Below are 21,823 nucleotides of genomic sequence, written 5' to 3'. Positions count from 1 at the left end.
TCTCCAGTTCTGAGACAACCAACCCAGGTGCACCGACGGTTTCGGTATAGAAACCGTCGGTGCACCTGGGTTGCTTGCGCCGAGAGGCGGTGGTGGGTCCCTGGGTGCGGGCAGGGCCCGAGATGGCCGTGCTGGTGACGCCGGGTGGGGTACCCGATTTACCTTCCGGACCAAGGAGATACCTGCGGTACCGGCGGGGTCGACCGGCTGTGGTCCGGTTTCAGAGACACAAGACGAAAAGACCAAAGATTCAAGAACAAGGACGCCTGGAAACAAGGGATCGAAGAACACGAATCCGAAACACCCTGTCCGGCAACGACCTCTAGCACCGACAGGATGATCCTGTCGGTGACACCAGGGGCGGGAAACCTATTGTCGCGGTGGGGGTATGGCGGCCCGGCGCAGCACCCGGTACCGAACCGGGGACAACCCCGAGGCACGACAGACCCTGCGCGGCCGCAACGACGGCGGAACCTCGGTCAACAACTCGGCCGGGTGATGCAAGTGATTGACCCGCGGCGTCCGGGACGGATCCACATGCGCCGGAGCGATCCACGCCGTCCGACCCGGGAAATCCGAATCCTCACCGAGTTTGATGGTCTTCCACCCGCGTGGCCCGTCCTTGACCAGGGCGTGGCAGTGATCGCATGCCAGAGTGAGGTTTTCGATGTCGGTCGGGCCGCCCTTGCTGAACTCGGTCACATGATGGGCTGCGGCCATACTCGCCGGAGCCGAGCAGCCGGGGCGGGTGCACCCGCGTTCGGTGGCGATCAATGCCAGCCGTTGTGCCGGGTTCGCCAACCGGATTTCCCCGATGTGCAGGGGCATGCCGTTCTTGTTCTTCACGAGCACGAAGGTCTTGGAGTCGCGGGCCATCAACTGGAGGGCGTTCTCGACCGGGATCTGCCCACCGGTCGCCAAAGTCGCCACCCCCGAGGCACGTTCGACGTCGTCAATGCTCATCGTCATGATCGTGGAGACCGGCAGGCCGCGATGGGAGCCGAGCTTGGCGGGGTTGAAATCCGGGTGCAACACCGCCAGCAACGCATCGTGCTGGCGTTGGGCCTTGCTGCGCTGGTCACGGGCCGCGCAGGCTTCCAGCACCTCCCGGGGCACCGGGTGGTCCTCATCCTCGGCCCATGGGCTTTCCTTGTCGGCCGGGTTGCACATACCGGGGCGCGCCAGCTTGGCCATGACCGCATCGAACGCCGCACGGGCGTCGGGGGTGAGCTCGACGGTGAGGGTGGACATCAGGTCGTAGCGTTGCGGGCTCAGAACCGCGCTGCGCTGGTTCTGCCGGTCAGCGTCTTCGGTGAGTTTGCCGTCGGGGTCGAGGTAGCCCAGGATCATCTCCCCGATCCTCGGCAAATGCGTCGGATCCAAGGCACGGGCCTGCCGGGCGAGTTGTTGTTCGGCGTAAGCACGGGCCTCGGGAGCGACCTTGCCGGGCAACCGGTTCATCACCTGCCGGATCACCCGCACATGATCGAGAGAGATCGCCCCCTCATCGAGAGCCTGGGCGGCGTTCGGCAGCACCGGGGCCGCGCCGGGCTCGTCACCGACCCGATGCCACACCGCCAGATCCTCAGCGGTGCGCCACCGGTTGATCGCATCCCCGTGCGAAATGTGCAGCACCGATTGCAAATACAGGGCCGGACTACCGGAACCGTTGAGAGCGGGCAGCGACCGGGCGCAGGCTTGCACGATCACATCCCGTTGCACCGACGCCAACCGGCGGGTGCAGGTTTCGATCTGCTGCATCAACGCCACAATGTCGGTGTCCGACGCCGGAATCAACGGCAACGCGGTGAGGGAATCGACCGCCGCGACCAGTGCGGCTACACCGGTCGCGATTGCGGTTTCTCCCCCTGATTCCATGCCTCTATTCTACCTCCGGAAAACAGACCCGGAAAGGCGAATTCCGTTGTGATATAAGGCTATTCAGAATATTCGGGTTTTATCTTTCGCCTTGTTCTTATGTCTTGCTCTTCTTGTCCAGGCGTCTTTGTCTTGTCTCTTTTGCCTTGTTCAGTTGCACGCGGCATTGCGCTGAAGAATCCGCAGCGAACCTGTCACGGAAAGCTCGCGGAACTTTCCGCTGTCCATTGCTCGGCGGTAGATGTTGTACGGGGCCTGACCGCCGTCGGCGGGGTCGGGGAAGACATCGTGGATGGCCAGGAGGCCGCCGCCTGCGACCCAGTGGGCCCAGTTGTCGTAGTCGCGCTGTGCGGCTTCCTCGGTGTGGCCGCCGTCGATGAACAGCAGGCGCAGGGGTGTGCGCCAGATGCGGGCTGCGGCGGCGGAGGTGCCGATGATCGCGATCACGGTTTCGGCCAGGCCTGCGCGAACTATGCTGCGGCGGAATGTGGTTACGGTGTCGAAAACTCCGGTCTCGGGGTCGACCAGACTGGTGTCGTGGTACTCCCAGCCCGGTTGGTGTTCCTCCGAGCCGCCATGGTGATCGACAGTGAAGACCGTCGCTCCGGTTTCGCGCGCGGCCGCACCCAGGTAGATGGCGGATTTGCCGCAGTAGGTGCCGATCTCCAGAATGGTGCCGTCGCCCGCGTACGTGAGCGCGGCTTCGTAGAGTGCGCGACCCTCTTCCGGCGGCATGAATCCGGTGGTTTGCTCGGCGAGTTCGAACAAAGCGCGGGTGTCGGCGGAAATCTCGGCCTGCGTCATACGAAAACCTTTCTGGGGCGCACGCATTGATGCACATTGCACATCGGCGAGTTGCCCGGAGACCGGGCCCATAGTAGCATCCGGACACGTGTCTGATTCCCTTTCCGAACGCCCCACGGTGAGCATGGAGGCCACCCGCCGCCGGCTCACCGAGAAGCAGGCCGACACCGTCGATCGGCTCACCACGGCGGCGATGGAAGTGCTGTCCAGGGAGGGTTTCGCGGGGCTGACGGTGCGCATGGTCGCGGCCTCCGCCGGAGTCGGCACCGCCACCGCGTACACCTATTTCTCCTCGAAGGAGCATCTGGTCGCGGAGCTGTTCTGGCGGCGGCTGGCCGCCACGCCCGCCCCGGACAACGAGGGCCTCGACAGCAATGAGCGGGTGCTCGCGGTGCTGCGGCAGACCGCCATGCTCGTGGCCGACGAACCGGCGCTCGCGGGCGCGGTGACGAGTGCTCTACTGGGCACCGATCCGGATGTGGCGCATCTGCGGTTGCGCATCGGCAGCGAGATTCGCCAGCGGCTCATCGACGCCCTCGGCGCGGAGGCGGATCTGGACCTCGTGGAGACGCTCGAACTGCTGTACGCGGGCGCACTGGTGCGCGCCGGTATGGGGTACGCGTCGTATGCCGAAATCGCCGACCGCCTGGAGAAATCCGCGCTGCTCGCACTGCGCGACTGAGGTCTTCCGGAATCCGCGGATTCGGCTGCCGGGCACACACTCCCGTAGTACCGTCCAGACAGCTGTCTGCTGCACTGCGGGAGGTTTCCGATGACGCCGACCAGACCACGGCAGGTATCGGGCGGCGAACACGAGCACGGCCACCTCGAGGAATTCCGCACCGACCCCATCGCCCTCATGACGCGGGTCCGCGCCGAATGCGGTGAGATCGGCGCCTTCCGGCTGGCCCAGCGCGATGTCATTCTGCTGACCGGTGCGCAGGCCAACGAATTCTTCTTCCGCGCGAGCGATGAGGACCTGGATCAGGCCGCCGCCTACCCGTTCATGAAGCCCATCTTCGGTGCCGGCGTGGTCTTCGACGCCCCGCCGGAACGCCGTAAGGAAATGCTGCACAATCAGGCGCTGCGCGGCGATCAGATGCGCGGTCATGCCACCACGATCGCCCGCGAAGTGCACCGCATGCTCGAATCATGGGGCACCGCAGGCGAAATCGATCTGCTCGAATTCTTCGCCGAGCTGACCATCTATACCTCGTCGGCCTGCCTCATCGGCGTCAAATTCCGCGAAGAGCTCGACCAGCGCTTCGCACACCTCTATCACGAGCTGGAACGCGGGACCGACGCCTACTGCTACGTCGACCCGGACGCACCCATCGAAAGCTTCCGCCGCCGCGACGAAGCCCGCTGGCAACTGGTGAAGCTGGTGCGGCACATCATGGCGGGCCGGCTCGCGAATCCGCCCACCGGCAAAGACGATCGGGACATGCTGGATGTGCTGATCTCGATCCAGGACGAGCAGGGCAACCCCCGCTTCTCACCCAGCGAGATCACCGGCGTCTTCATCTCCATGATGTTCGCGGGGCATCACACCACCTCGGGCACCGCCGCCTGGACGATCATCGAACTGCTCCGCAATCCGGAGGTGATGCGGCGCGTCGTCACCGAACTGGACGAGCTCTACGCCGACGGCGCGGACGTGAGTTTCCATGCGCTACGCCAGATTCCACAGCTGGAGGCGGTGCTCAAGGAGGTACTGCGCCTGCACCCGCCGCTCATCGTGCTGATGCGCGTGGCCCGCGACGAATTCGACGTCTGCGGCCACACCATCGCCCCCGGCGACCTGGTGGCCGCGACACCCGCTGTCTCCAACCGCATTCCGGAGGACTTCCCCGACCCCGGCCGCTTCGACCCCGGCCGCTACTTGGACCCGAATCAAGCCGATCTGTTGAACCGCTGGACCTGGATCCCCTTCGGCGCGGGGCGCCACCGCTGTGTGGGAGCAGCCTTCGCCCTCATGCAACTGAAGGCGATCTTCTCGATCCTCTTGCGCGACTGGGAATTCGAGCTCGCCCAGCCGTCGGACACCTACCGCAACGACCACTCGAAGATGGTCGTGCAACTGCAGCAGCCGTGCGCGGTCCGCTACCGGCGACGGCGCATGTAGCCGGTAGGTGTGGATCCCGGCCAAAAGCATGCCGGGATGACGGGGGCGCCGTCCGCGAGGGCGGGGCTCGTCATCCCGGCGCACTTCGTCTCGTCATCCCGGCGCGCTTTTGGCCGGGATCCACACCGCAATGACTAGAGCGCGGCTTCGATTGCGCTGGTTACCGACTCGTCGGTGGGCTCGGTGCGGGGGCGGATACGGGCGAGCACCGTGCCGTCGCGGCCGATGAGGAACTTCTCGAAGTTCCACTGGACATCGCCGGCGGCGCCTTCGGCGTCGGCCACCTGGGTCAGCTCCCGGTACAGCGGGTGCGCGCCCTCGCCGTTCACCTCGAGCTTCTCCAGCAGCGGGAAGTCGACCCCGTACGTGGTGGAGCAGAATTCGGCGATCTCCTCGGAGGTGCCGGGCTCCTGGCCCATGAACTGGTTGCACGGGGCGCCGACCACGCTGAAGCCGCGCGCGCCGTAGGTCTGCTGCAGTTCCACCAGGCCGGTGTACTGCGGGGTGAGTCCGCATTTGGAGGCGACATTGACCAGCAGCACCACCTTGTCCCCGGCCAGTTCGGCCAGCGTGGTGGGCTTGTCGGTGAGCGTCTGGAGCGGGATTTCGCGAATTGAGGTCACGTCCACGAATATAGAACGAGTTCGTGGACGCCACCGTTCACCCACGTCACGCCCGGGTGCACGAATACCGGACGTCCGGTTCAGGCGTATCGGACCTGCCAGTGCTTGATGCCGTTGATCCAGCCCGCCCGCAATCGCTCCGGCGGTGCCACCTCGGCGAGATCGGGCATGGCATCGGCGATCGCATTGAACATGAGGTCGATCTCGAGTCGCGCCAGATTCGCGCCGACGCAGAAGTGCGTACCGGTGCCGCCGAACCCGACATGCGGATTGGGATCGCGCAGTACGTCGAACGAGAACGGATCGGTGAATACCTCGTCATCGAAGTTGGCGGAGCTGTAGAACAACCCCACCCGATCGCCTTCGCGAATCTTCTGCCCGCCGATTTCGGTGTCGCACAGCGCGGTTCGCTGGAAAGACGTCACCGGTGTCGCCCAGCGCACGATTTCGTCCGGCGCGGTCCGCGGCCGCCGCTCCCGATACAGCTGCCACTGCTCCGGATTGTCCACGAATGCCTTCATGCCGTGCGTGATGGCATTGCGGGTGGTTTCATTGCCCGCCACCGACAGCAGGATGACGAAGAAGCCGAATTCGTCACTGCCCAGCGCCTCACCGTCGACATCGGCGGTCACCAGCTGCGTCACGATATCCGCGGCCGGACAGGCGCGCCGCTGTTCGGCCAGGTTGTAGGCGTATCCGAGCAGTTCGGCATTGGCGGTCATATTCGCGCCGGCGAACTCGGGATCGTCATAGCTCAGCAGCTGATTGGACCAGGTGAACAGCTTGTGCCGATCGTCCTGCGGCACTCCGAGCAACTCGGCGATGGCCTGCAGCGGCAGTTCGGACGCCACCTGCTGCACGAAATCGCCACCGCCGGCGGCCTTCGCCTCGGCGACAATGGCTTTCGCGCGCATGGTGAGCGTCTTGCGCAGGGCTTCCACCGCGCGCGGGGTGAATCCCTGCGAGATGATCCGCCGAATCTTGGTGTGTTTCGGCGGATCCATATTGATCAGCAACGCATTTCGTGACAGCTCCAGCTGTTCCGGTAGCGAATCGGCAGGCATTCGGATGATCGCGCCCTTTTCGTGCGACGACCAGATCTCCGGTCTGCGGGATATCTCCTTGACGTCCTCGTGCCGGGTAATTGCCCAGAAGCCGCCGTCATCGAACGGTGCGGCCTGTTCGGGAGTCTGCGCATTCCACCAGACGGGTGCCGTGCGCCGGAGAGCGGCGAACTCCTCGACGGGACTGCGATCGGCCCAGAGTCCCGGATCGGTGAAATCGAATCCGGCCGGTAATGACGGAACAGACACTGTTCCTCCTACGGCAGCTAGCCGCTATGATCTCGAAACTGGAACGTGTTTCACGACGATTGAACCACGTCACCCGGCACGGTAACCCCGGTTTCGATGGCGTGATCGCGCCTCGGCCGCCCTCCGCCCATACAGTTACCGCTGGGCATTTCTAGAACATGGCCGCTCGTGACTCACTCGGTACCCCCTACCCCTTGAAGTCGATCTTATGACTGGACATCATGTCCACCGTGCGGGCAGACTAGAACCTGTTCTACAGTGACCCCAGGCACACTCGAGGATGAGGTAACGAACATGACCGCTTCTCCGCGCTCCGCGGACGCCGCAACAGCAGCCGACTACGTAGTCGTCGGCGCTGGTAGTGCGGGCGCCATCGTGGCAGGACGTCTCGCCGAGCGCGGCGCCAGCGTGATCCTGTTGGAGGCCGGCCGCAAGGACAACACCCGCATGGTCACCATGCCGGGCGCGATCAGCATGGTGCACACCGTCCCGCAGCTGAAGAAGCGCGTGACGTGGAAACAGTTCTCCACCCCGCAGAAGCACGCCAACGACCGCCTGATCCCCATGACGCGCGGCAAGGTGCTCGGTGGATCCAGCTCGGTCAACGGCATGCTCTACGTGCGCGGCAACAAGGCCAACTACGACTCCTGGGCCGCCGAGGGCAATACCGGGTGGAGCTACGACGAGGTCGTCCCCGCCTACAAGCGCCTGGAGAACTGGCAGGACGGCGCGACCGAACTGCGCGGCACGGGCGGACCCATCGAGGTCACCCGGCAGCAGAACCTGACGCCGATCGCCCAGCAGTTCATGGTCGCCGCCTCCGCCGTCACCGGCGCGCCGATCATCGAGGACTACAACGGCGAATCGCAGGAAGGCATCTCGATCTTCCAGCAGAGCGTCAAAGACGGTCTGCGGTACAGCTCTTCGCGCGGCTACATCACCGATATGCCGAACTCGAACCTGACCGTGCTCACCCATGTGCACGCCACCCGGGTCGTCATCGAGAACGGCCGCGCCACCGGCGTCGAGATCGCCGAGAAGAACGGCACCCGCCGCATCGTGCGCGCCGCCAAGGAGGTCATCGTCTCCGGCGGCGTCATCGGCTCGCCGCAGCTGCTCATGCTCTCGGGCATCGGCCCGGCCGCGCACCTGCGCGAACACGGCATCGACGTGGTCGCCGATCTGCCGGTCGGGCAGAACCTGCACGACCATCTCTTCGTGCCGATGACCTTCATCTCGAAGAAGGCCATCCACCGCGGCATTCCGACCCACTTCGCCAGCGGCATCATGCAGGAGATGCTCCGCCCGGGCAGCTCCTGGATGGGACGCACCGTGTTCGAGGCGTGCGGCTTCGTCAAGACCAAGTTCGCCGAGGGCGACTACCCGGACTTGCAGATCCACACCCTGCCGTGGAGCTACCCGATCCCCAACCAGGACGAGGACAAGCTGCACCTGGTCGATCGCCGTCCCGGCTTCACCATCTTCCCGAGCCTCATCTACCCGAAGAGCCGCGGCGAGATGACGCTGGCCTCCAGCGACCCGTTCGCCTCCCCGCTCATCGACCCGGGCTACCTGAGCGACCCGCGGGACACCGAATTCCTCATCGAGGGCATTCGGATGATCCGGGAGATCATGGCGCACAAGAGCATTGCCGACGACTGGACCGAGGAGCTCGCCCCCGGACCCGCACTGCAGGACGAGAACGCACTGCGCGCGGAGCTCCCCAATCGCGTGCACTCCATCTACCACCCGGTCGGCACCTGCCGCATGGGCGTGGACGAGCGCGCGGTCGTCGACCCGACGCTCAAGGTGCACGGCATCGAGGGCCTGCGCGTGGCCGACGCCTCGATCATGCCCAGCATCACCGGCGGCAATACCAATGCCCCGAGCTACATGATCGGCGAGAAGGCCGCCGAGTTCATCGGCGCGTAAAGCGTTGACAGCACTCCGCCCCGGGACCCGACCCCTCAGGTCCCGGGGCGGAGTGCTGTTGTCACCCGGCCGAGAAGAACCTCAGCCGATGACGATCGGTTCGTTCAGCTCGTACATGCTGCGGCGACCGGTCATATCCGTGACCACCAGGCGCGGCAGGTTCGGCCCGGAATCGGCGTAGGCGTGCGAGGTGGCCGGACCGTTCGTGGTCAGGTGCGCCCCATCGCCGAAGTACCACTCGTACTGGCGAATCGCACCGCCCGCCGGGGTGGCGTCGAAATCCACCGTGGACCCGGACGGACCGGCGGTGCGGGAGACGGTGAAGCCGTCACCGAGAGGCCCACCGCCGCCGAACCATTCGCGGACTCTCGGATTCAGCAGGAAGGTTTTCGCGTACTGCCGCGCACCTTCGACATCGGCGTGCCCGGCCACCGCCTTCCCGCACTGCGGCGCCTGATCACTGTGCGGCGGACAGGCCAGCAGCCGCAGCGAGATCTCCTCGTCGCCCAGCGGATTCATCCACAGCTTGGAATCATTGCCGACCGCTCCGCCGTCCTGACCGAACAGGCCGTCCGCGGCCACCGCGAAGGTCTCCCCGGCGGCGGTATTGGCGCGATCCGCGGCCGTGCGGAACGCCTCCGCCGAGGTCCGCACGAATTCCGACCAGCGCTGCTGCACACCCTGCGGGGTGCCCGGCGCGGCATCTCCGTAGAAGTAGTTGGACACCAGCACTTTCGGACTGCCGGGCAGCGCATGGGCCTTCTCGATGGCGTCCTGCATGCCCCGGCCGCCGTAACCCAGCTTGCTGCTGCTGAAGTACGGCACATTCGCGGCCGGATTGACCGGTTCGGCTCCCGCACCCCCGCATTCGCGGCGCACCGCGGCGGTCAGATCCTGACTGCCCGGCGTGAGTCCGACGGGGATCCCGAAGATCGGATCCAGATCATTGATGCAGCCGTCCAGCAGGACCAGGTCCACCTGATAGCCGCGGTCTCGGGCCTCGCCGCCCGCTTCCTCCAATTGGCAGAACACATCGGGTAGTTCACCGCCGCCGGCATTCGCGGCCGGACAGTGTGCGTTGTCGGCGTGCAGACCCGGTGCGTCCAGCGCCGCCCCGGAGACCGAATAGTCGTGTAGCCGGGTGACCCGGCCGGTCTGCGTGCCGAGCGTTTCGGTGGTGAGGTCACCGAACTTGCGATCCAGATCCAGCCCCTGTCCCCAGGTCACCGAATCACCGACCGAAACCACGTGCAGCGGACGGCAATCCCGGCTCACGCGCAGATTCCACGGCTTGCCGTAGCCGCTGACCGCACCACCGGGAATCCGGGAGCGAGCATCCACGCGAAGCCGGCCGTCCGCGGGTAGCTCGTCCTGCGAGATATCGAATCCCACCGTCACCACATCGCTGTTGACCGGTGCGATGCCGCTGCGAATCGGCTGCCCGCCACCCAGGATTCGCCACTCCACATCGGAGTGGGCGGGCACGCCCGGCGGGATGTACACGGCCGTGGTGCCGTGCAGCCCAGTATGTTCGGCTCCCTTCGTGCCGGCGCACTGCCCGTCCGCCGGCGTACTGACATCGATGATCAGTGGGTAATCGGAATTGGCATCGGCCTGGGCCATCGGCCCCGACACCGCGGTCGCACCCACTAAAGCGGGCAGCAGCGCCGCCCGCCACCAGCGAGATCGCCACAATTTCACATGTGCCTCCTGAGCATTCCGCAACTTGACAGCAGCCATAGTGCGGGCCCCCCGCCCAGTGCCAACCAGGCGCGCCGAATTGGCCTAATTTAGTCACTTCAAGCGGCGTTTCTGCTAGACAAACGGTATGAATGCGAGAAATCTGACGCTCGCTACACTGGCTTTCGCGCTGACCTTCTGGGCCTGGAACCTCATTGGTCCGCTATCAAGCAGCTACACAGACGATTTGGGTCTCTCGCCCGGTCAGACCTCCATGCTGGTGGCCACCCCCGTACTGGTCGGATCGCTCGGCCGAATTCCGGCGGGTGTGCTCGCCGACAAGTTCGGCGGGCGGCTCATGTTCGCCGTCATCTGCTTCGTCTCGATCATCCCCACCCTGTTCGTCGGCTGGTCGAATTCCTATGGCGCGCTGATCTTCTGGGGCTTCTTCCTGGGTATCGCGGGCACCTCGTTCGCGGTCGGCGTGCCCTTCGTGAACGCCTGGTACGAACCGTCCCGGCGCGGCTTCGCCACCGGCGTGTTCGGTGCGGGCATGGGCGGCACCGCACTGTCGGCACTGCTCACCCCGCGCCTGGTCGATCACCTCGGCCGCGCACAGACCCATGTGCTGATGGCGGTCGCACTGGCGATCATGGGCGTGATCATGCTGATGTTCAGCCGCAACTCACCGAAGTGGACCCCGGCGACCGAACCCGCACTGCCGCGCATCCGGGACGCACTGAAGCTCAAGGCCACCTGGCAGGGCGCGCTGCTGTACGCGGTGGCGTTCGGCGGGTTCGTGGCCTTCTCCACCTATCTGCCGACCGTGCTGCGCAATGTGTACGAATTCGCGCAGTCCGATGCGGGATTGCGCACCGCCGGGTTCTCCATCGCGGGCGTGCTCGCGCGACCGCTCGGCGGCATCCTCTCCGACAAGGTCGGCCCGGTCAATGTGCTGACCACCGCGTTCGGCGGCGCGGCCGTCATGGCCGTGGTACTGAGTTTCGATCCGCCACAGGAGTTTCCGGCCGGCGTGAGCATGGTGCTGATGGCTTACTTCCTCGGCCTCGGCACGGGTGGGGTCTTCGCACTCATCGCCGAGCTCGTCGATCCGGCGAAGGTCGGCACGGTGACCGGTCTGGTCGGCGCGGCCGGCGGACTCGGCGGTTATTTCCCGCCACTGATCATGGGATTGGTCTACTCCTCCCGGGGCAATTACACGATCGGATACCTGCTGCTCGCTCTCACCGCTGCCGCGGCACTGGCCTACACCCTGAAGGTGGGCCGCGAGATCCGCACCTGACGTCTCCGAAGGAGCCGCATGCGCACTGCACTCTCCGCCAGCCGCACCAACCGCAGGAAACGCCACCCCCTCGCCGCCGAACGACCCGACCGCGAGCAGCTGTGCGACAGCGCGGCCGCGATCGAGCATCAGGTACTGCGCCACCTGGATTCCTATCTGCTGCAATTGGAATCGATGGTGCGAGCGGCGGGCGGGGTGGTGCACCGGGCCTCCGACGCCGCCGCCGCGAATCGGATCGTGCTCGAGCTCGTTCAGGGCACCGGCGCGTCCGAGATCATCCGGGCCGATTCCGCGCTCACCACCGAGATCGGACTCGGCGATGCCCTCGCTGCCGCCGGAATCACCACGTGCGGAAACGATCTCGCCGCTGTCGATGGCACTGATCCGGCACTGCGCGAGAGACTACTGCGCGCGGAGGTCGCCGTCACGGGCGCGAATTTCATTGTGTCCGAAAGCGGCACGGCGATCATCGTGGAATCCGAAGGCGCCGGCCGCAGGTGCCTGACACTGCCGCGAACCCTCATCTCGGTGGCCGGCATCGATCGGATCGTGCCGACCTGGCGCGACCTCGAGGTGGTCCTGGAACTCCTTGCCGGTGGCGGCGAACGCATGCCACGCTGCATCTCCACCTGGACCGGAGTCATCGACGGCGACGGACCGAGCGAGTTCCATCTCGTCCTGGTCGACAATGCCGGCACCCGTGCGCTCGCCGATGAGCTGGTCCGGGCGGCCCTGCGCACCGACCGGCACGCGACGGCCGTCCCGCGCGAGTATCTGCGGCATGCGCCGGGCATCGAGCCGCATGATCGAACCGCCGTGCTGTCACTGTTCGTCGAACGCTCGAAACACCATGGCGCAGAGATACATCGGGTGACGGCCGACGAACTACCGGCGACCGTGACGGGGGCACTGATCCGGCACGGTGCGCACAGTGTCGTCGCTCCGGACGGCGTGCCCGCATCCTGGCTCGCCGAGTGGGTGGCGACCCCCGGCAATCGCCTGGTCGCCGACGAACCCGAGCTGACCCCGCTCGAGCTGGATCGAATCGATGCCGTGGTCACCAGTTGTGCTGCCGCCGTGGCGGATTCGGCCACCGTGGTGCTGGACGGCGGATCCGGCCAGGGCCGCCGGGCGCCGACGCTGCTGCCGGACTGCCATATCTGCGTGGTCCGAGCCGAGCAGGTCGCCTCGGCCATTCCGGAGGTGATCGCCGTGCTGGATCCCGATCGCCCGCTCACCTGGTTCAGCGGGCAGCGCCGGGTGGTGCTGATCCTGGTCGAACCGGAGTAGCGAAAAAGAGCCACTACCAGCGCTTTTCACTCTGCAAGATCTTTTTAAGGCCGTGCCAAGCGCGGCCGAGCATTGTTTGTCACAACGCCGGAGCAGTTCCGGCACACAGACCACAACCGGCGGGGCGGGAACGCCGGGGCACGGTCCGGCCACGAGGGGTGCCGGATCGTGCTCCAGCAATCCAACCAGCTGGTTCACATAGAAAAAGGCTGTCCTGTCGCGAAGGGGGCGACAGGACGGGGAAGATCCCGCCGGACCCGTCCACGAGGGGTGTCGGGTCCGGCGGGTTCTTCCTGCGCGAGCTACTGGCATGATAGGTAGTAAGTGCGCCAAGGAGATTGGATCAGACGATGGAAACAGTGGTCGTCCTCGTATTGGCCTGCCTGATCTACTGGTTCGGCCTCATTCACTGACCGGGCCGCGCTCAGGAGCGCGCTGCGGGCGTCGCCGCCACCGCGAGCAGGGCATCGGCTATCTGGCGGCAGAAATCCTCGGCACCGTCGGTGCCGTGCGTGAGCGCCCGGAACAGGGTCGCGCCGCGCAATAGTTCGAAGACGGCGTCGCCGTCGCAATCCGGGGCGGCCTGGCCGTCGGCCACCGCACCGGCCAGCAGCTCCCGCAGCACCTCCCGGGTGGGCAGTTCGCCGCGATCCAGCAGGCGGCGGTAGCTGTCATGATCGTCGTGATACTCCGAGAGCAGACCCGGTATGGCCGAACGCGCGGCCGGATGCGCTGACGCGGCCAGGAACAGGCGGGTCCACGCCAGCAGATCCGCGCGCAGATCACCGCTCGGGATCGGGTGTTCGAACGCCTCCAGACCGAAGATGGCGTCCTCGACCAGGGCCCGCTTACTCGGCCAGCGCCGATAGATCGAGGTGGTGACCACACCCGCCCGCCTGGCCACCGCCGCAATCGTGGTGGCCTGATAACCCTCCCCCACCAGCAGTTCCAGTGTCGCGCCGAGCACCTGCGCGTCCAGCTGCGGGTCACGTGGGCGGCCCGGACCGAGACGCGTGCCTGGGGGTGCGCTCACCGGAACTCTCCCATCGGGGTCGAAAAGAAAATCTGCGGATGAGGTTACATCCAGAACAGGTTTCAAATACGCTGCACCTCGTATTCTAATTGTGTGGCCGCGGCCACATGCACCGAGAGGCACCCGCCGATGCTCACCCCCCAGGACGAACTGCTCTGCCACCAGCTGCCCACCACCTTCGACCACGTCCAGCAGAGCGATCTGCGCTGGACCGAGCGGGTGGTCATGTACGGCTTCGACAAAACCCGCCGGGTGAGCGTGATGACCGGCATGGCGCGCTACCCCAACCGGAACCTGATCGACGCCTACGCCATGATCACCATCGGCGACAAGGCGCACACCATCCGCATGTCCCGGCAGATCGACGCCCGCTACGACGGGATCGGCTCCTGGCAGGTCGGGCCGTTCACCTACGAGATCATCGAGCCGCTGCGGAAGGTGCGCGCCACCCTCGCCGACAATGAGCACGGCATCAAACTGCAGCTCGAATTCGATGCGCAGTTCCCGGCTTACGAGCAGGAGCCCGCCTTCTTCCGCACCCGCGGCCGCGTCCGCGAGGATGCCCGGCGGTACTACCAGAACGGCCGCGTCTCCGGCTGGCTGGAGTACGACGGCGAGCGCATCGAGATCGATCCCGCGGACTGGTGGTTCGGCCGCGATCACTCCTGGGGCACCCGGCACGGCGGTGGCGGCGGCGCCATCAACGAGGGCGCCGGAACACTGCAGCCGAACGAGATCCCGGACGGCGTCCTCTACTACATGGGCATCTTCCAATTCGAGGATGAGCTGGTGCATTTCGCGCAGCGCGAGACGCCCGAGGGCGCCCGCTGGCACTTCGAGGGCAATATTCTCTCGCCGCTCGGCTCCGATACCGAGCCACAGCCGGTCCGCGACGCCGGCCACGATCTGACCTTCCGCGACGATTTCCGCATTGTCAGCGGCGGCACCTTCACTATCGTCGACGCCCTCGGCAAGACCCGGGAATTCACCATCACCCCGGTCGGCGACTTCTGGCCCGGCATCGCCGGTTACGACTTCTACCGCGGGTACGCCTCCGGCCTGTGGAAGGGCGAGGACTGGAGCGACAGCTTTGTCGCCGACCTCACCGACACCGCCGACCTGAAGCAGGCCAGCATGCTCAGCGAGACCTTCTGCAAGGTCGAAACCGAGGGCAAGGTCGGCTACGGGCTCGTCGAAATGGTCTTCATGGGCCGCAACGAGCGCTACGGATACAAGGGGTACTGACCTTGAGCACCGAGCGACTGTCAGCAGAGCGGCTGGCAGCGGCACTGGAACCCGCTGTGCACCAGAACTTCCCGGTATCCGGCGCGGCCCGAGTTCGCAATTTCAATCGCACCGATCGCGGATTCGCCACCGAGACCTTCCTTTTCGAGGTCGAAGACGAAAGCGGCGCGCTGCCCCTGGTTTTCCGGCGACCGCCGGAGATGTCGCTGTTCCCCGACTACGACCTGCTGCGGCAGGTGCTGGTCATGAAGCGGCTGGCAGCTACCGATATTCCGGTCGCCACACCGCTGTGGCTGGACCGGGAGGGCGAAACCCTCGGCAGTCCGTACTTCGTGATGAACCGGCTCACGGGCCAGGCGCCCAGTGATTACCCCTCGTACCATTCGGCGGGCAATTACTTCGAGGCCACACCCGAGCAGCGCGAGCGCATGTGGTGGGGATGCGTCGACACCATCGCCGATATCCACCGGCTGGATTGGCGCGCACTGGATCTCGATTTCCTGGCGATGCCGAAGCACGGCAGCGGGCCGGTCGAGCAGATCGTCAACTATCTGGATTCGGCACTGCGCTGGGCCACCGAGGGAGCACTGCCCGAGACCTATGAGCGGGCGCTGGCCTACCTGCGGGACAACAGCTACGTGCCGGAGCACACCACACTCTGCTGGGGCGATGCCCGCATGTCGAACATTCTGTACGACAAGGACTTCCAGGTCAGTGGCGTGCTGGATTGGGAGATCGCGTATCTCGGCGATCACGAGGCCGATCTGGGCTGGCTGCTGTTCCTGGACTGGGCCAGTAGCGAATTCGAGGGTCATGCGCCGCTGCCCGGAACGCCGACCCGCGAGGAGACCATCGCGTACTACGAGAAGCGCACCGGAATGCCGGTCCGCAACCTGGTGTTCAACGAGATCCTGGCGGCCGTGCTGCTGTCGGTTCCCCTGCTGCGCATGGCGAATCGGATCCAATTACCGCCGGAAATGAATATCACCGGCTTCTGCACCACCCGAATCGAGCAGTTGCTGCCCTGATCTCCTCGTCATCCCGGCATGCTTTTGGCCGGGATCCACACCGGCCGCAATACATCGGCTCCTGTGGATCCCGGCCAAAAAGCGCACCGGGATGACGGGGGATTCTCCCGCACGGAGTCCCTACTGTGCGTACTCGTGAGCGTCGGCCAACTCGCTTGCGTCTAACACCTCGGCCGAAACCTGCTCCGCGCCAGCCGCTTTCGCACCTCGCATCAGGAAGAAGGCGACCACGCACGCGGTCAGGACGGCCGCCGCACCGGCGGCGAAGGTGTGCGACATGGCGGTGGTGAACGCCTCCCGCGCCGCGCCGATCAGTTCGCCGTTACCGCTCATGACGGCGGGGGCGATGTTCGCGCGGGCCGCCTCCGGAGCCGAATCCGGCATCGAATCGGTGTAAGTGCTCGCCAGCACCGCACCCAGAATCGCCACACCCAGGGCCCCGCCGGTCTGCTGGATCGTGTCGTTCAGCGCGGAGCCGACACCGGCCTGCTCCGGCGGCACCGCGCCCATGAGCGCACCGATCGCGGCCGGCATGGCCAGACCCGCGCCCGCACCCACCAGTGCCATAGCCGTTGCGGGGAGCCAGAATCCGGAGTCCGCGGTCAGCGTGCAGAGCACTCCGGTTCCGGCCGCCAGTACCAGCAGGCCGCCGATGGTGACGCTGCGGACGCCCAGCTTGCCCACCAGACCGGCGCCGATCATGTTGAACACCAGCGCGGTCAGCGCCATCGGGGTGAAGGCGACCGCGGTCTTGATCGGCGAGTAGTCCAGCACGAACTGCAGGTACTGGGTGAGGACCAGCAGCAGACCGGCATTGGCGAAGGTGACCAGCACCAGGGAGAAGCTGGAACCGGTGAAGACGCGATTGCGGAACAGGTGCAGCGGAACCATCGGATGCTCGGCCTTCAGCTCACGAATCACGAAGGCGGTGAAGCCGATGACCGCGACCAGCAGCGACGGCCAGACCTCGGCGAGGCCATGACCCGGGAATTCGATAATGGTCCACACCAGCGCGGTGGTGCCGACGATCGAGAGCACCATGCCCGGCAGATCCGGCGCGGTCCACGGGCCCTTCGACTCCGGCATCAGCGCCAGCGCGGCGACAATGGCGACCACGGCGATCGGGACATTGAGCAGGAAGACCGAACCCCACCAGAAGTGGTTGAGCAGTACGCCGCCCATGACCGGGCCGCCGACCATGCCGATCATGGCGACCGCGCTCCACGAGGCAATCGCCCTGGGGCGCTCCTGCTCATCGAAGACCGTGATCAGAATCGACAGCGTGCTCGGCATGATGAGCGCGCCGCCGACACCCATGATCACGCGCCCGGCGATGAGCATTTCCGGGGTGGTGGCGTACGCGGCGAGCAGTGAGGCCGCGCCGAAGAGGATCAGGCCCAGCACCATCACCAGCCTGCGGCCGAACCGGTCCGAGAGACTGCCCGAGGTGAGCAGCAGGCCGGCGAAGACCAGGATGTAGGAGTCGATCACCCACTGGATGTCCTGGCCGGTGGCGCCGAGATCGGTGGAGATCTCCGGGATCGCCACATTCAGGACCATATTGTCGATGACCAGCACCAGCGAGCTCAGGCAGAGCACGATCAGGATGAGCCAGCGCTTCGGATTGCGCTGGGCCGCTGGCGAATCCGCCGTCGCGGCCGATGTGTTGGCAGTCATTTCGATCCCCTTCGGAACGTTCTCTCCGTACAGTGTTCGGTGTTGTCGAACACTGTACGGTTTACGTACACTGTTCGCAATACCGAACAGCGTCCCGAGTTTCGAACAGCGTTCTAGCAGGCGATATGCTGACGGCTGACAAAGGAGAAGACGTCATGGGCGAGGCAGAACAGCAGATCCAGTCGGTGTGGACGCGCGAACCACAGCGGCGCCGGCGCGAGCAACCCGCACTCAGCCGGGAGCAGATCGTGTCCGAGGCGCTCGCCCTACTCGACTCCGAGGGCATCGAGGCGCTGAGCTTCCGCAAACTCGGCGCGCGGCTCGGCGCGGGGGCGACCTCGCTCTATACGCATGTGGCCAATAAGGACGAGCTCATGGAGCTCGTCACCGATGCCGTGTTCAGTGAGCTGACGCCGCCGGTGGCCGGGCCGGACGGCTGGCGGCCGCCCATTCTGGCCTTCACCCACGAACTGCACGACCTGATGCTGCGCCATCCCTGGCTGGCATCGGTGCTCGGCGAGATCGGCCTGATGTATCTGGCGCCGAGTATGTTGCGGCTCAACGAATCCTTCCTCAGCCTGCTCGAAGGCTCCGGATTCGAACCGGCCGAGGCCGATACCGCGGTGACGGTGATCTTCTCGTTCGTCATGGGCATCGCCCTGAGTGAGGCCGCGAGCCGGAACACCTTCCGGCGCAGCGGACTCACCGAGATCGAGTGGTACCGCAAGCTCTGGCCCGCCGCCGAGATCGCCGCCCGCCCGTACCCCACACTGCACCGGCGCTACACCAGCTTCGGAGAAATCACCGCCGATCCGAATCTGGACATGAATGAACTGCAGCGCAAGCAGTTCGATATCCAGATCGGCTGCATCCTCGACGGACTCGACCCGGAGCTGCGCGGGAAGCGCTGAATCACGCTGCGGCGATGGCCATTCGACGGCGATGGAACGGGGCTTCCACCATGACCGAGACGGCAAGCAGCACCGCCAGCGCGGTCAGCAATGCCGCAACCGGAACATGGGTTGCGAGCGGGAGCGAAGCCAGGGCGAGCGCCGCGGTGACCACCCGGATCACCACCACACCCTCCCCGAAGCCGGTGAAGGCGGAGCGAATCATCGCCACCGAGAGCAGATAGACCGCCACGCCGCCGACAATGCACGCGGCGGCGGTGCGGTTCAGATGGGAACCGCCGCCGGACACCGCGATACCCATCGACGCACCGGTCAGGGCCAGGCCCAGCAGCAGCGGCAGATGCCCGAAAACGTAGATGTGCAGCAGCTTTCCGGTCCGGGCCAGCTGGGCGTGCGCGTTCGGCCGCATTTTGCCGCCATTGAAGTACGACCACCACAGCCCGGCGGTGAGCGCGAAGGCGGCCACCGCCGTCACCCCGGCCCAGCTCGCGGTGCGGGCCGCCGCCAGGCCATTGGTGAAACCGAGCACCGATTCGCCGAGCACGATGATCGTGAAGAGCCCGAAGCGCTCCTGCAGATGTTCGGTCTCCTGCGAGACCCGGGCCAGCCGCCGGCCGGCCAGCAGCGGCAGCGCCAATTCGAAGAGCATGGCGGCCGCCCAGATGCCGTAGCGCAGCGCCCCGGCCTCGAAAACCAGTCCGCCGAGCCACAATACGGCGCTCGCCGCCGAACCCAGTGTGAAGGAACGGAATACCGGCCGCAGCGCCGCATCCCGGCGCGAATCCCACCCGTACAGCGCCGCCACACCGGCCCGCGCCACCAGATACGCGATCACGAACCCCGCATCGGCATCCGACCCGCGCCCGACCCCGCCCGCGAACACCGCCATACCCACGATCCCCGCCAGCCCGGCGGTGGTCAGCAGCCGATGCGGATTCGAATCGCGATCGGCCCGATTCGCATGCACCGCATACAAAACCCACGCCCACCACAGCGGCACGAACAACCCCGCCGCCGCGGCCACCGACCCTCCATCCGGATGCGCCCCCACCCGATGCGTCACCTGCCCGATAGCGGCCACGAACACCAGATCCCCGAAACATTCGAACCAGGTAGCCCGCCGCGGCACCGTAACCTCCACCGCCACAGCAGAATCCGCGACGGCGCTGTGATCGCCGAGCGTGCCGGAACCATTCCCCCCGCCATCCCGAGACCGACCCTCGTCATCCCGAGACCGCCCCTCGTCATCCCGGCACACTTTTGGCCGGGATCCACGCAGGCGGAGCCTCAACAGGGTTTCGTGGATTCCGGCCGAAAGCACGCCGGAATGACGGGGCGGATCTGATGGCGTGTCCGGGTTCGGCGCCTGGGGGTCGAGCATGTCACCAAACTACTTGTGCGACCTGGTCGTTGATCAGCTCGGTGACCTGGTCGGTGATCGGGAGTTGACCAGGTCAGCAGCTGGCGGAGTGTGCGATCAGCGGCCGGTGGGGAGGTTGGTGCCGCCGTTGGCGTCCAGGACCACGCCGGTGATGAAGCCGTTGGTGGCGAGCATGTGGACGGCGCGGGCGATATCCTCGGGGCGGCCGACGCGGCCGACCGGGGTGGTGGCGACCATGCCGTCGAAGAGGGCCTGGCGCTGGGCGGCCGGGACGCGATCCCACCACGGGGTGTCGATGACGCCGGGCGAGACGGCATTGACGCGCACCGGCGCGAGCTCCACGGCCAGCGGCGGGACCATGGCGTCGAGGGCGCCGTTGATCGCGGCCAGGCCGACCGTACCGGGGAAGGCGGCGCGGGACGAACCGGCGGTGATCAGGGTGACCGAGCCGGTCGGGTTCAGGTGCGGCAGTGCGGCTTTGAGGATGCGGACCTGGGCCCAGAACTTCTGATCGAAGCCCGCGGCCAGATCATCGAGGTTCAGTTCCGCGAAGGGACCGCTGCCCGCCGCCCCGCTGACCGCGATGACCAGGTGGTCGATCGGGCCGGACTGCGCGAAGAAGGCCTCGATATCGGCCTGATCGGTGGCATCCATGCGGAAGCCGGTGCTCTTGCCGCCGATCCGGGCCAGGGCCGCATCGATCCTGTCCTGGGTGCGGCCGGTGATCACGACCTCGGCATTGCCGGCGGCGAAAGCGGTGGCGGTGGCCTCGCCGATACCGGAGCTGCCGCCCATGACGACGACGCGCTGCACGGTGGCTGAATCATTGGTGGTCATGTCTGACGCCTCTCTCGCTGTTGTCCCGCTCTATCCTTACGAGACCTACAGTCTTGATAACAGTGCTATCGAGACTTTTAGTCTCGACAAAGCAGTGAGTTGAATCACAGGAGGTGGAGCGTGAAATCAACCGGGGCACAGCCCAATCCGGAGCGGCCGCACACGGGCAGGCGGCGCAATGAGGCAACGCACCAGGCCATCCTGGATACCGCCCTGCGACTGCTCGCCGAATCGGACGGCGCACCCATCACCATCGACGCCATCGCCAAGGCGGCGGGGGTCGGGAAGCAGACCGTGTACCGGTGGTGGCCGTCGAAGGGCGCACTGCTGCTCGACGCACTGCTCGAGCGGGCCACGATCGACGTTCCGGCACCCGACAGCGGATCGATGCGGGAGGATCTGCGCACCGTCGTCGAGGCCACCTTCACGGGCGCACAGCGGAAACCGACCGGCCCCGCACTGCGCACCGTGGCCCGCGAGGCCGCACGCGATCCGCACCTGGCCGAACTCATGCGCGCTTTCACTGCCCAGCGGCGAACGACCGTGCACGACATACTCATTCGCGGACAGCAGCGTGGCGAACTGCCCGCCGGGGCCGACCTCGATCTCATGGTGGATCAGTTCTACGGCGTCTTCTGGTACCGCTTCATACTCGGCCACGCCCCGCTCGACCGCGCTACCGCCGATCGCCTCACCGACTCGATCATCCATGGCGCGTAGCGCGCACAAAGGCCCGCATGGCGACGAATCACCATGCGGGCCC

General features: G+C 66.1%; 18 protein-coding genes. 9 read left to right on the top strand and 9 right to left on the bottom strand.

Annotated elements, in window-relative coordinates; genetic code table 11:
* Positions 1 to 369 precede the first annotated feature (369 nt).
* Together ABZX86_RS21215 and ABZX86_RS21210 are read right to left on the bottom strand one after the other, a co-directional pair.
* The gene (locus ABZX86_RS21215; RefSeq protein ID WP_355125808.1) at positions 370 to 1,878 is read right to left on the bottom strand and encodes a DUF222 domain-containing protein; all 1,509 of its coding nucleotides are present in this window, start codon (positions 1,876 to 1,878) and stop codon (positions 370 to 372) included.
* A 150-nt stretch (positions 1,879 to 2,028) separates the two neighbouring features.
* The gene (locus tag ABZX86_RS21210) at positions 2,029 to 2,682 is read right to left on the bottom strand and encodes a class I SAM-dependent methyltransferase (RefSeq protein ID WP_355125806.1); all 654 of its coding nucleotides are present in this window, start codon (positions 2,680 to 2,682) and stop codon (positions 2,029 to 2,031) included.
* Between the two features lie 118 nt (positions 2,683 to 2,800).
* Here ABZX86_RS21210 and ABZX86_RS21205 point away from each other — a divergent pair, with 118 nt between their 5' ends.
* Positions 2,801 to 3,364: a helix-turn-helix domain-containing protein gene (locus ABZX86_RS21205; RefSeq protein WP_327146359.1), complete on the top strand. Its 564-nt coding sequence runs from the start codon at positions 2,801 to 2,803 to the stop codon at positions 3,362 to 3,364.
* Positions 3,365 to 3,454: 90 nt separating this feature from the next.
* Positions 3,455 to 4,807 carry a cytochrome P450 gene (locus ABZX86_RS21200; RefSeq protein WP_355125804.1) on the top strand — a complete coding sequence of 451 codons (1,353 nt, stop codon included), beginning with the start codon at positions 3,455 to 3,457 and terminating at the stop codon, positions 4,805 to 4,807.
* 134 nt (positions 4,808 to 4,941) lie between these two features.
* On the opposite strand, the gene ABZX86_RS21195 is transcribed toward ABZX86_RS21200, so the two are convergent.
* Complete coding sequence (locus ABZX86_RS21195; RefSeq protein ID WP_355125802.1) at positions 4,942 to 5,430, bottom strand: glutathione peroxidase; 489 nt, start codon at positions 5,428 to 5,430, stop codon at positions 4,942 to 4,944.
* A gap of 80 nt (positions 5,431 to 5,510) precedes the next feature.
* A complete protein-coding gene (locus tag ABZX86_RS21190; protein WP_355125800.1) occupies positions 5,511 to 6,743 on the bottom strand; it encodes a cytochrome P450 in 1,233 nt (410 codons plus the stop codon).
* 294 nt (positions 6,744 to 7,037) lie between these two features.
* Between ABZX86_RS21190 and ABZX86_RS21185 the strand changes: the two genes are divergently transcribed.
* Positions 7,038 to 8,675, top strand: coding sequence for a GMC family oxidoreductase N-terminal domain-containing protein (locus ABZX86_RS21185; RefSeq protein ID WP_355125799.1), 1,638 nt, complete (start codon positions 7,038 to 7,040; stop codon positions 8,673 to 8,675).
* An 81-nt stretch (positions 8,676 to 8,756) separates the two neighbouring features.
* On the opposite strand, the gene ABZX86_RS21180 is transcribed toward ABZX86_RS21185, so the two are convergent.
* A complete protein-coding gene (locus ABZX86_RS21180) occupies positions 8,757 to 10,376 on the bottom strand; it encodes a PKD domain-containing protein (protein ID WP_355125797.1) in 1,620 nt (539 codons plus the stop codon).
* 127 nt (positions 10,377 to 10,503) lie between these two features.
* Here ABZX86_RS21180 and ABZX86_RS21175 point away from each other — a divergent pair, with 127 nt between their 5' ends.
* Positions 10,504 to 11,658 (top strand): MFS transporter, encoded by a 1,155-nt coding sequence (locus ABZX86_RS21175; RefSeq protein WP_355125795.1) that lies wholly within the window; start codon positions 10,504 to 10,506, stop codon positions 11,656 to 11,658.
* A gap of 18 nt (positions 11,659 to 11,676) precedes the next feature.
* Complete coding sequence (locus ABZX86_RS21170; protein ID WP_355125793.1) at positions 11,677 to 12,948, top strand: LUD domain-containing protein; 1,272 nt, start codon at positions 11,677 to 11,679, stop codon at positions 12,946 to 12,948.
* A 424-nt stretch (positions 12,949 to 13,372) separates the two neighbouring features.
* Here ABZX86_RS21170 and ABZX86_RS21165 read toward each other — a convergent pair whose 3' ends face one another.
* Complete coding sequence (locus tag ABZX86_RS21165) at positions 13,373 to 13,981, bottom strand: TetR/AcrR family transcriptional regulator (protein WP_355125791.1); 609 nt, start codon at positions 13,979 to 13,981, stop codon at positions 13,373 to 13,375.
* 129 nt (positions 13,982 to 14,110) lie between these two features.
* Here ABZX86_RS21165 and ABZX86_RS21160 point away from each other — a divergent pair, with 129 nt between their 5' ends.
* Positions 14,111 to 15,226 (top strand): hypothetical protein, encoded by a 1,116-nt coding sequence (locus tag ABZX86_RS21160; RefSeq protein WP_355125789.1) that lies wholly within the window; start codon positions 14,111 to 14,113, stop codon positions 15,224 to 15,226.
* Between the two features lie 2 nt (positions 15,227 to 15,228).
* On the top strand, positions 15,229 to 16,254 hold the full coding sequence (locus ABZX86_RS21155) for a phosphotransferase family protein (RefSeq protein WP_355125787.1): 1,026 nt from the start codon (positions 15,229 to 15,231) through the stop codon (positions 16,252 to 16,254).
* A 120-nt stretch (positions 16,255 to 16,374) separates the two neighbouring features.
* Here the strand turns inward: ABZX86_RS21155 and ABZX86_RS21150 are convergent, their stop codons facing one another.
* The gene (locus ABZX86_RS21150) at positions 16,375 to 17,931 is read right to left on the bottom strand and encodes an MFS transporter (RefSeq protein WP_355125785.1); all 1,557 of its coding nucleotides are present in this window, start codon (positions 17,929 to 17,931) and stop codon (positions 16,375 to 16,377) included.
* Positions 17,932 to 18,086: 155 nt separating this feature from the next.
* On the opposite strand from ABZX86_RS21150, the gene ABZX86_RS21145 reads away from it, so the two are divergent.
* On the top strand, positions 18,087 to 18,842 hold the full coding sequence (locus ABZX86_RS21145; RefSeq protein WP_355125783.1) for a TetR/AcrR family transcriptional regulator C-terminal domain-containing protein: 756 nt from the start codon (positions 18,087 to 18,089) through the stop codon (positions 18,840 to 18,842).
* A 1-nt stretch (position 18,843) separates the two neighbouring features.
* Here ABZX86_RS21145 and ABZX86_RS21140 read toward each other — a convergent pair whose 3' ends face one another.
* Both ABZX86_RS21140 and ABZX86_RS21135 read right to left on the bottom strand, forming a co-directional pair.
* Positions 18,844 to 19,989: a low temperature requirement protein A gene (locus tag ABZX86_RS21140; protein ID WP_355125781.1), complete on the bottom strand. Its 1,146-nt coding sequence runs from the start codon at positions 19,987 to 19,989 to the stop codon at positions 18,844 to 18,846.
* Positions 19,990 to 20,319: 330 nt separating this feature from the next.
* Positions 20,320 to 21,060, bottom strand: coding sequence for an SDR family oxidoreductase (locus ABZX86_RS21135; RefSeq protein ID WP_355125779.1), 741 nt, complete (start codon positions 21,058 to 21,060; stop codon positions 20,320 to 20,322).
* Between the two features lie 120 nt (positions 21,061 to 21,180).
* Between ABZX86_RS21135 and ABZX86_RS21130 the strand changes: the two genes are divergently transcribed.
* Positions 21,181 to 21,780 (top strand): TetR/AcrR family transcriptional regulator, encoded by a 600-nt coding sequence (locus tag ABZX86_RS21130; RefSeq protein WP_355125777.1) that lies wholly within the window; start codon positions 21,181 to 21,183, stop codon positions 21,778 to 21,780.
* Positions 21,781 to 21,823 lie beyond the last annotated feature (43 nt).

It is taken from the genome of Nocardia sp. NPDC006630 (assembly GCF_040611495.1).
Classification (GTDB): domain Bacteria; phylum Actinomycetota; class Actinomycetes; order Mycobacteriales; family Mycobacteriaceae; genus Nocardia.
The sequence above is the reverse complement of the archived record's forward strand: the minus strand, read 5'-3'. Positions and strand labels throughout refer to the sequence as shown.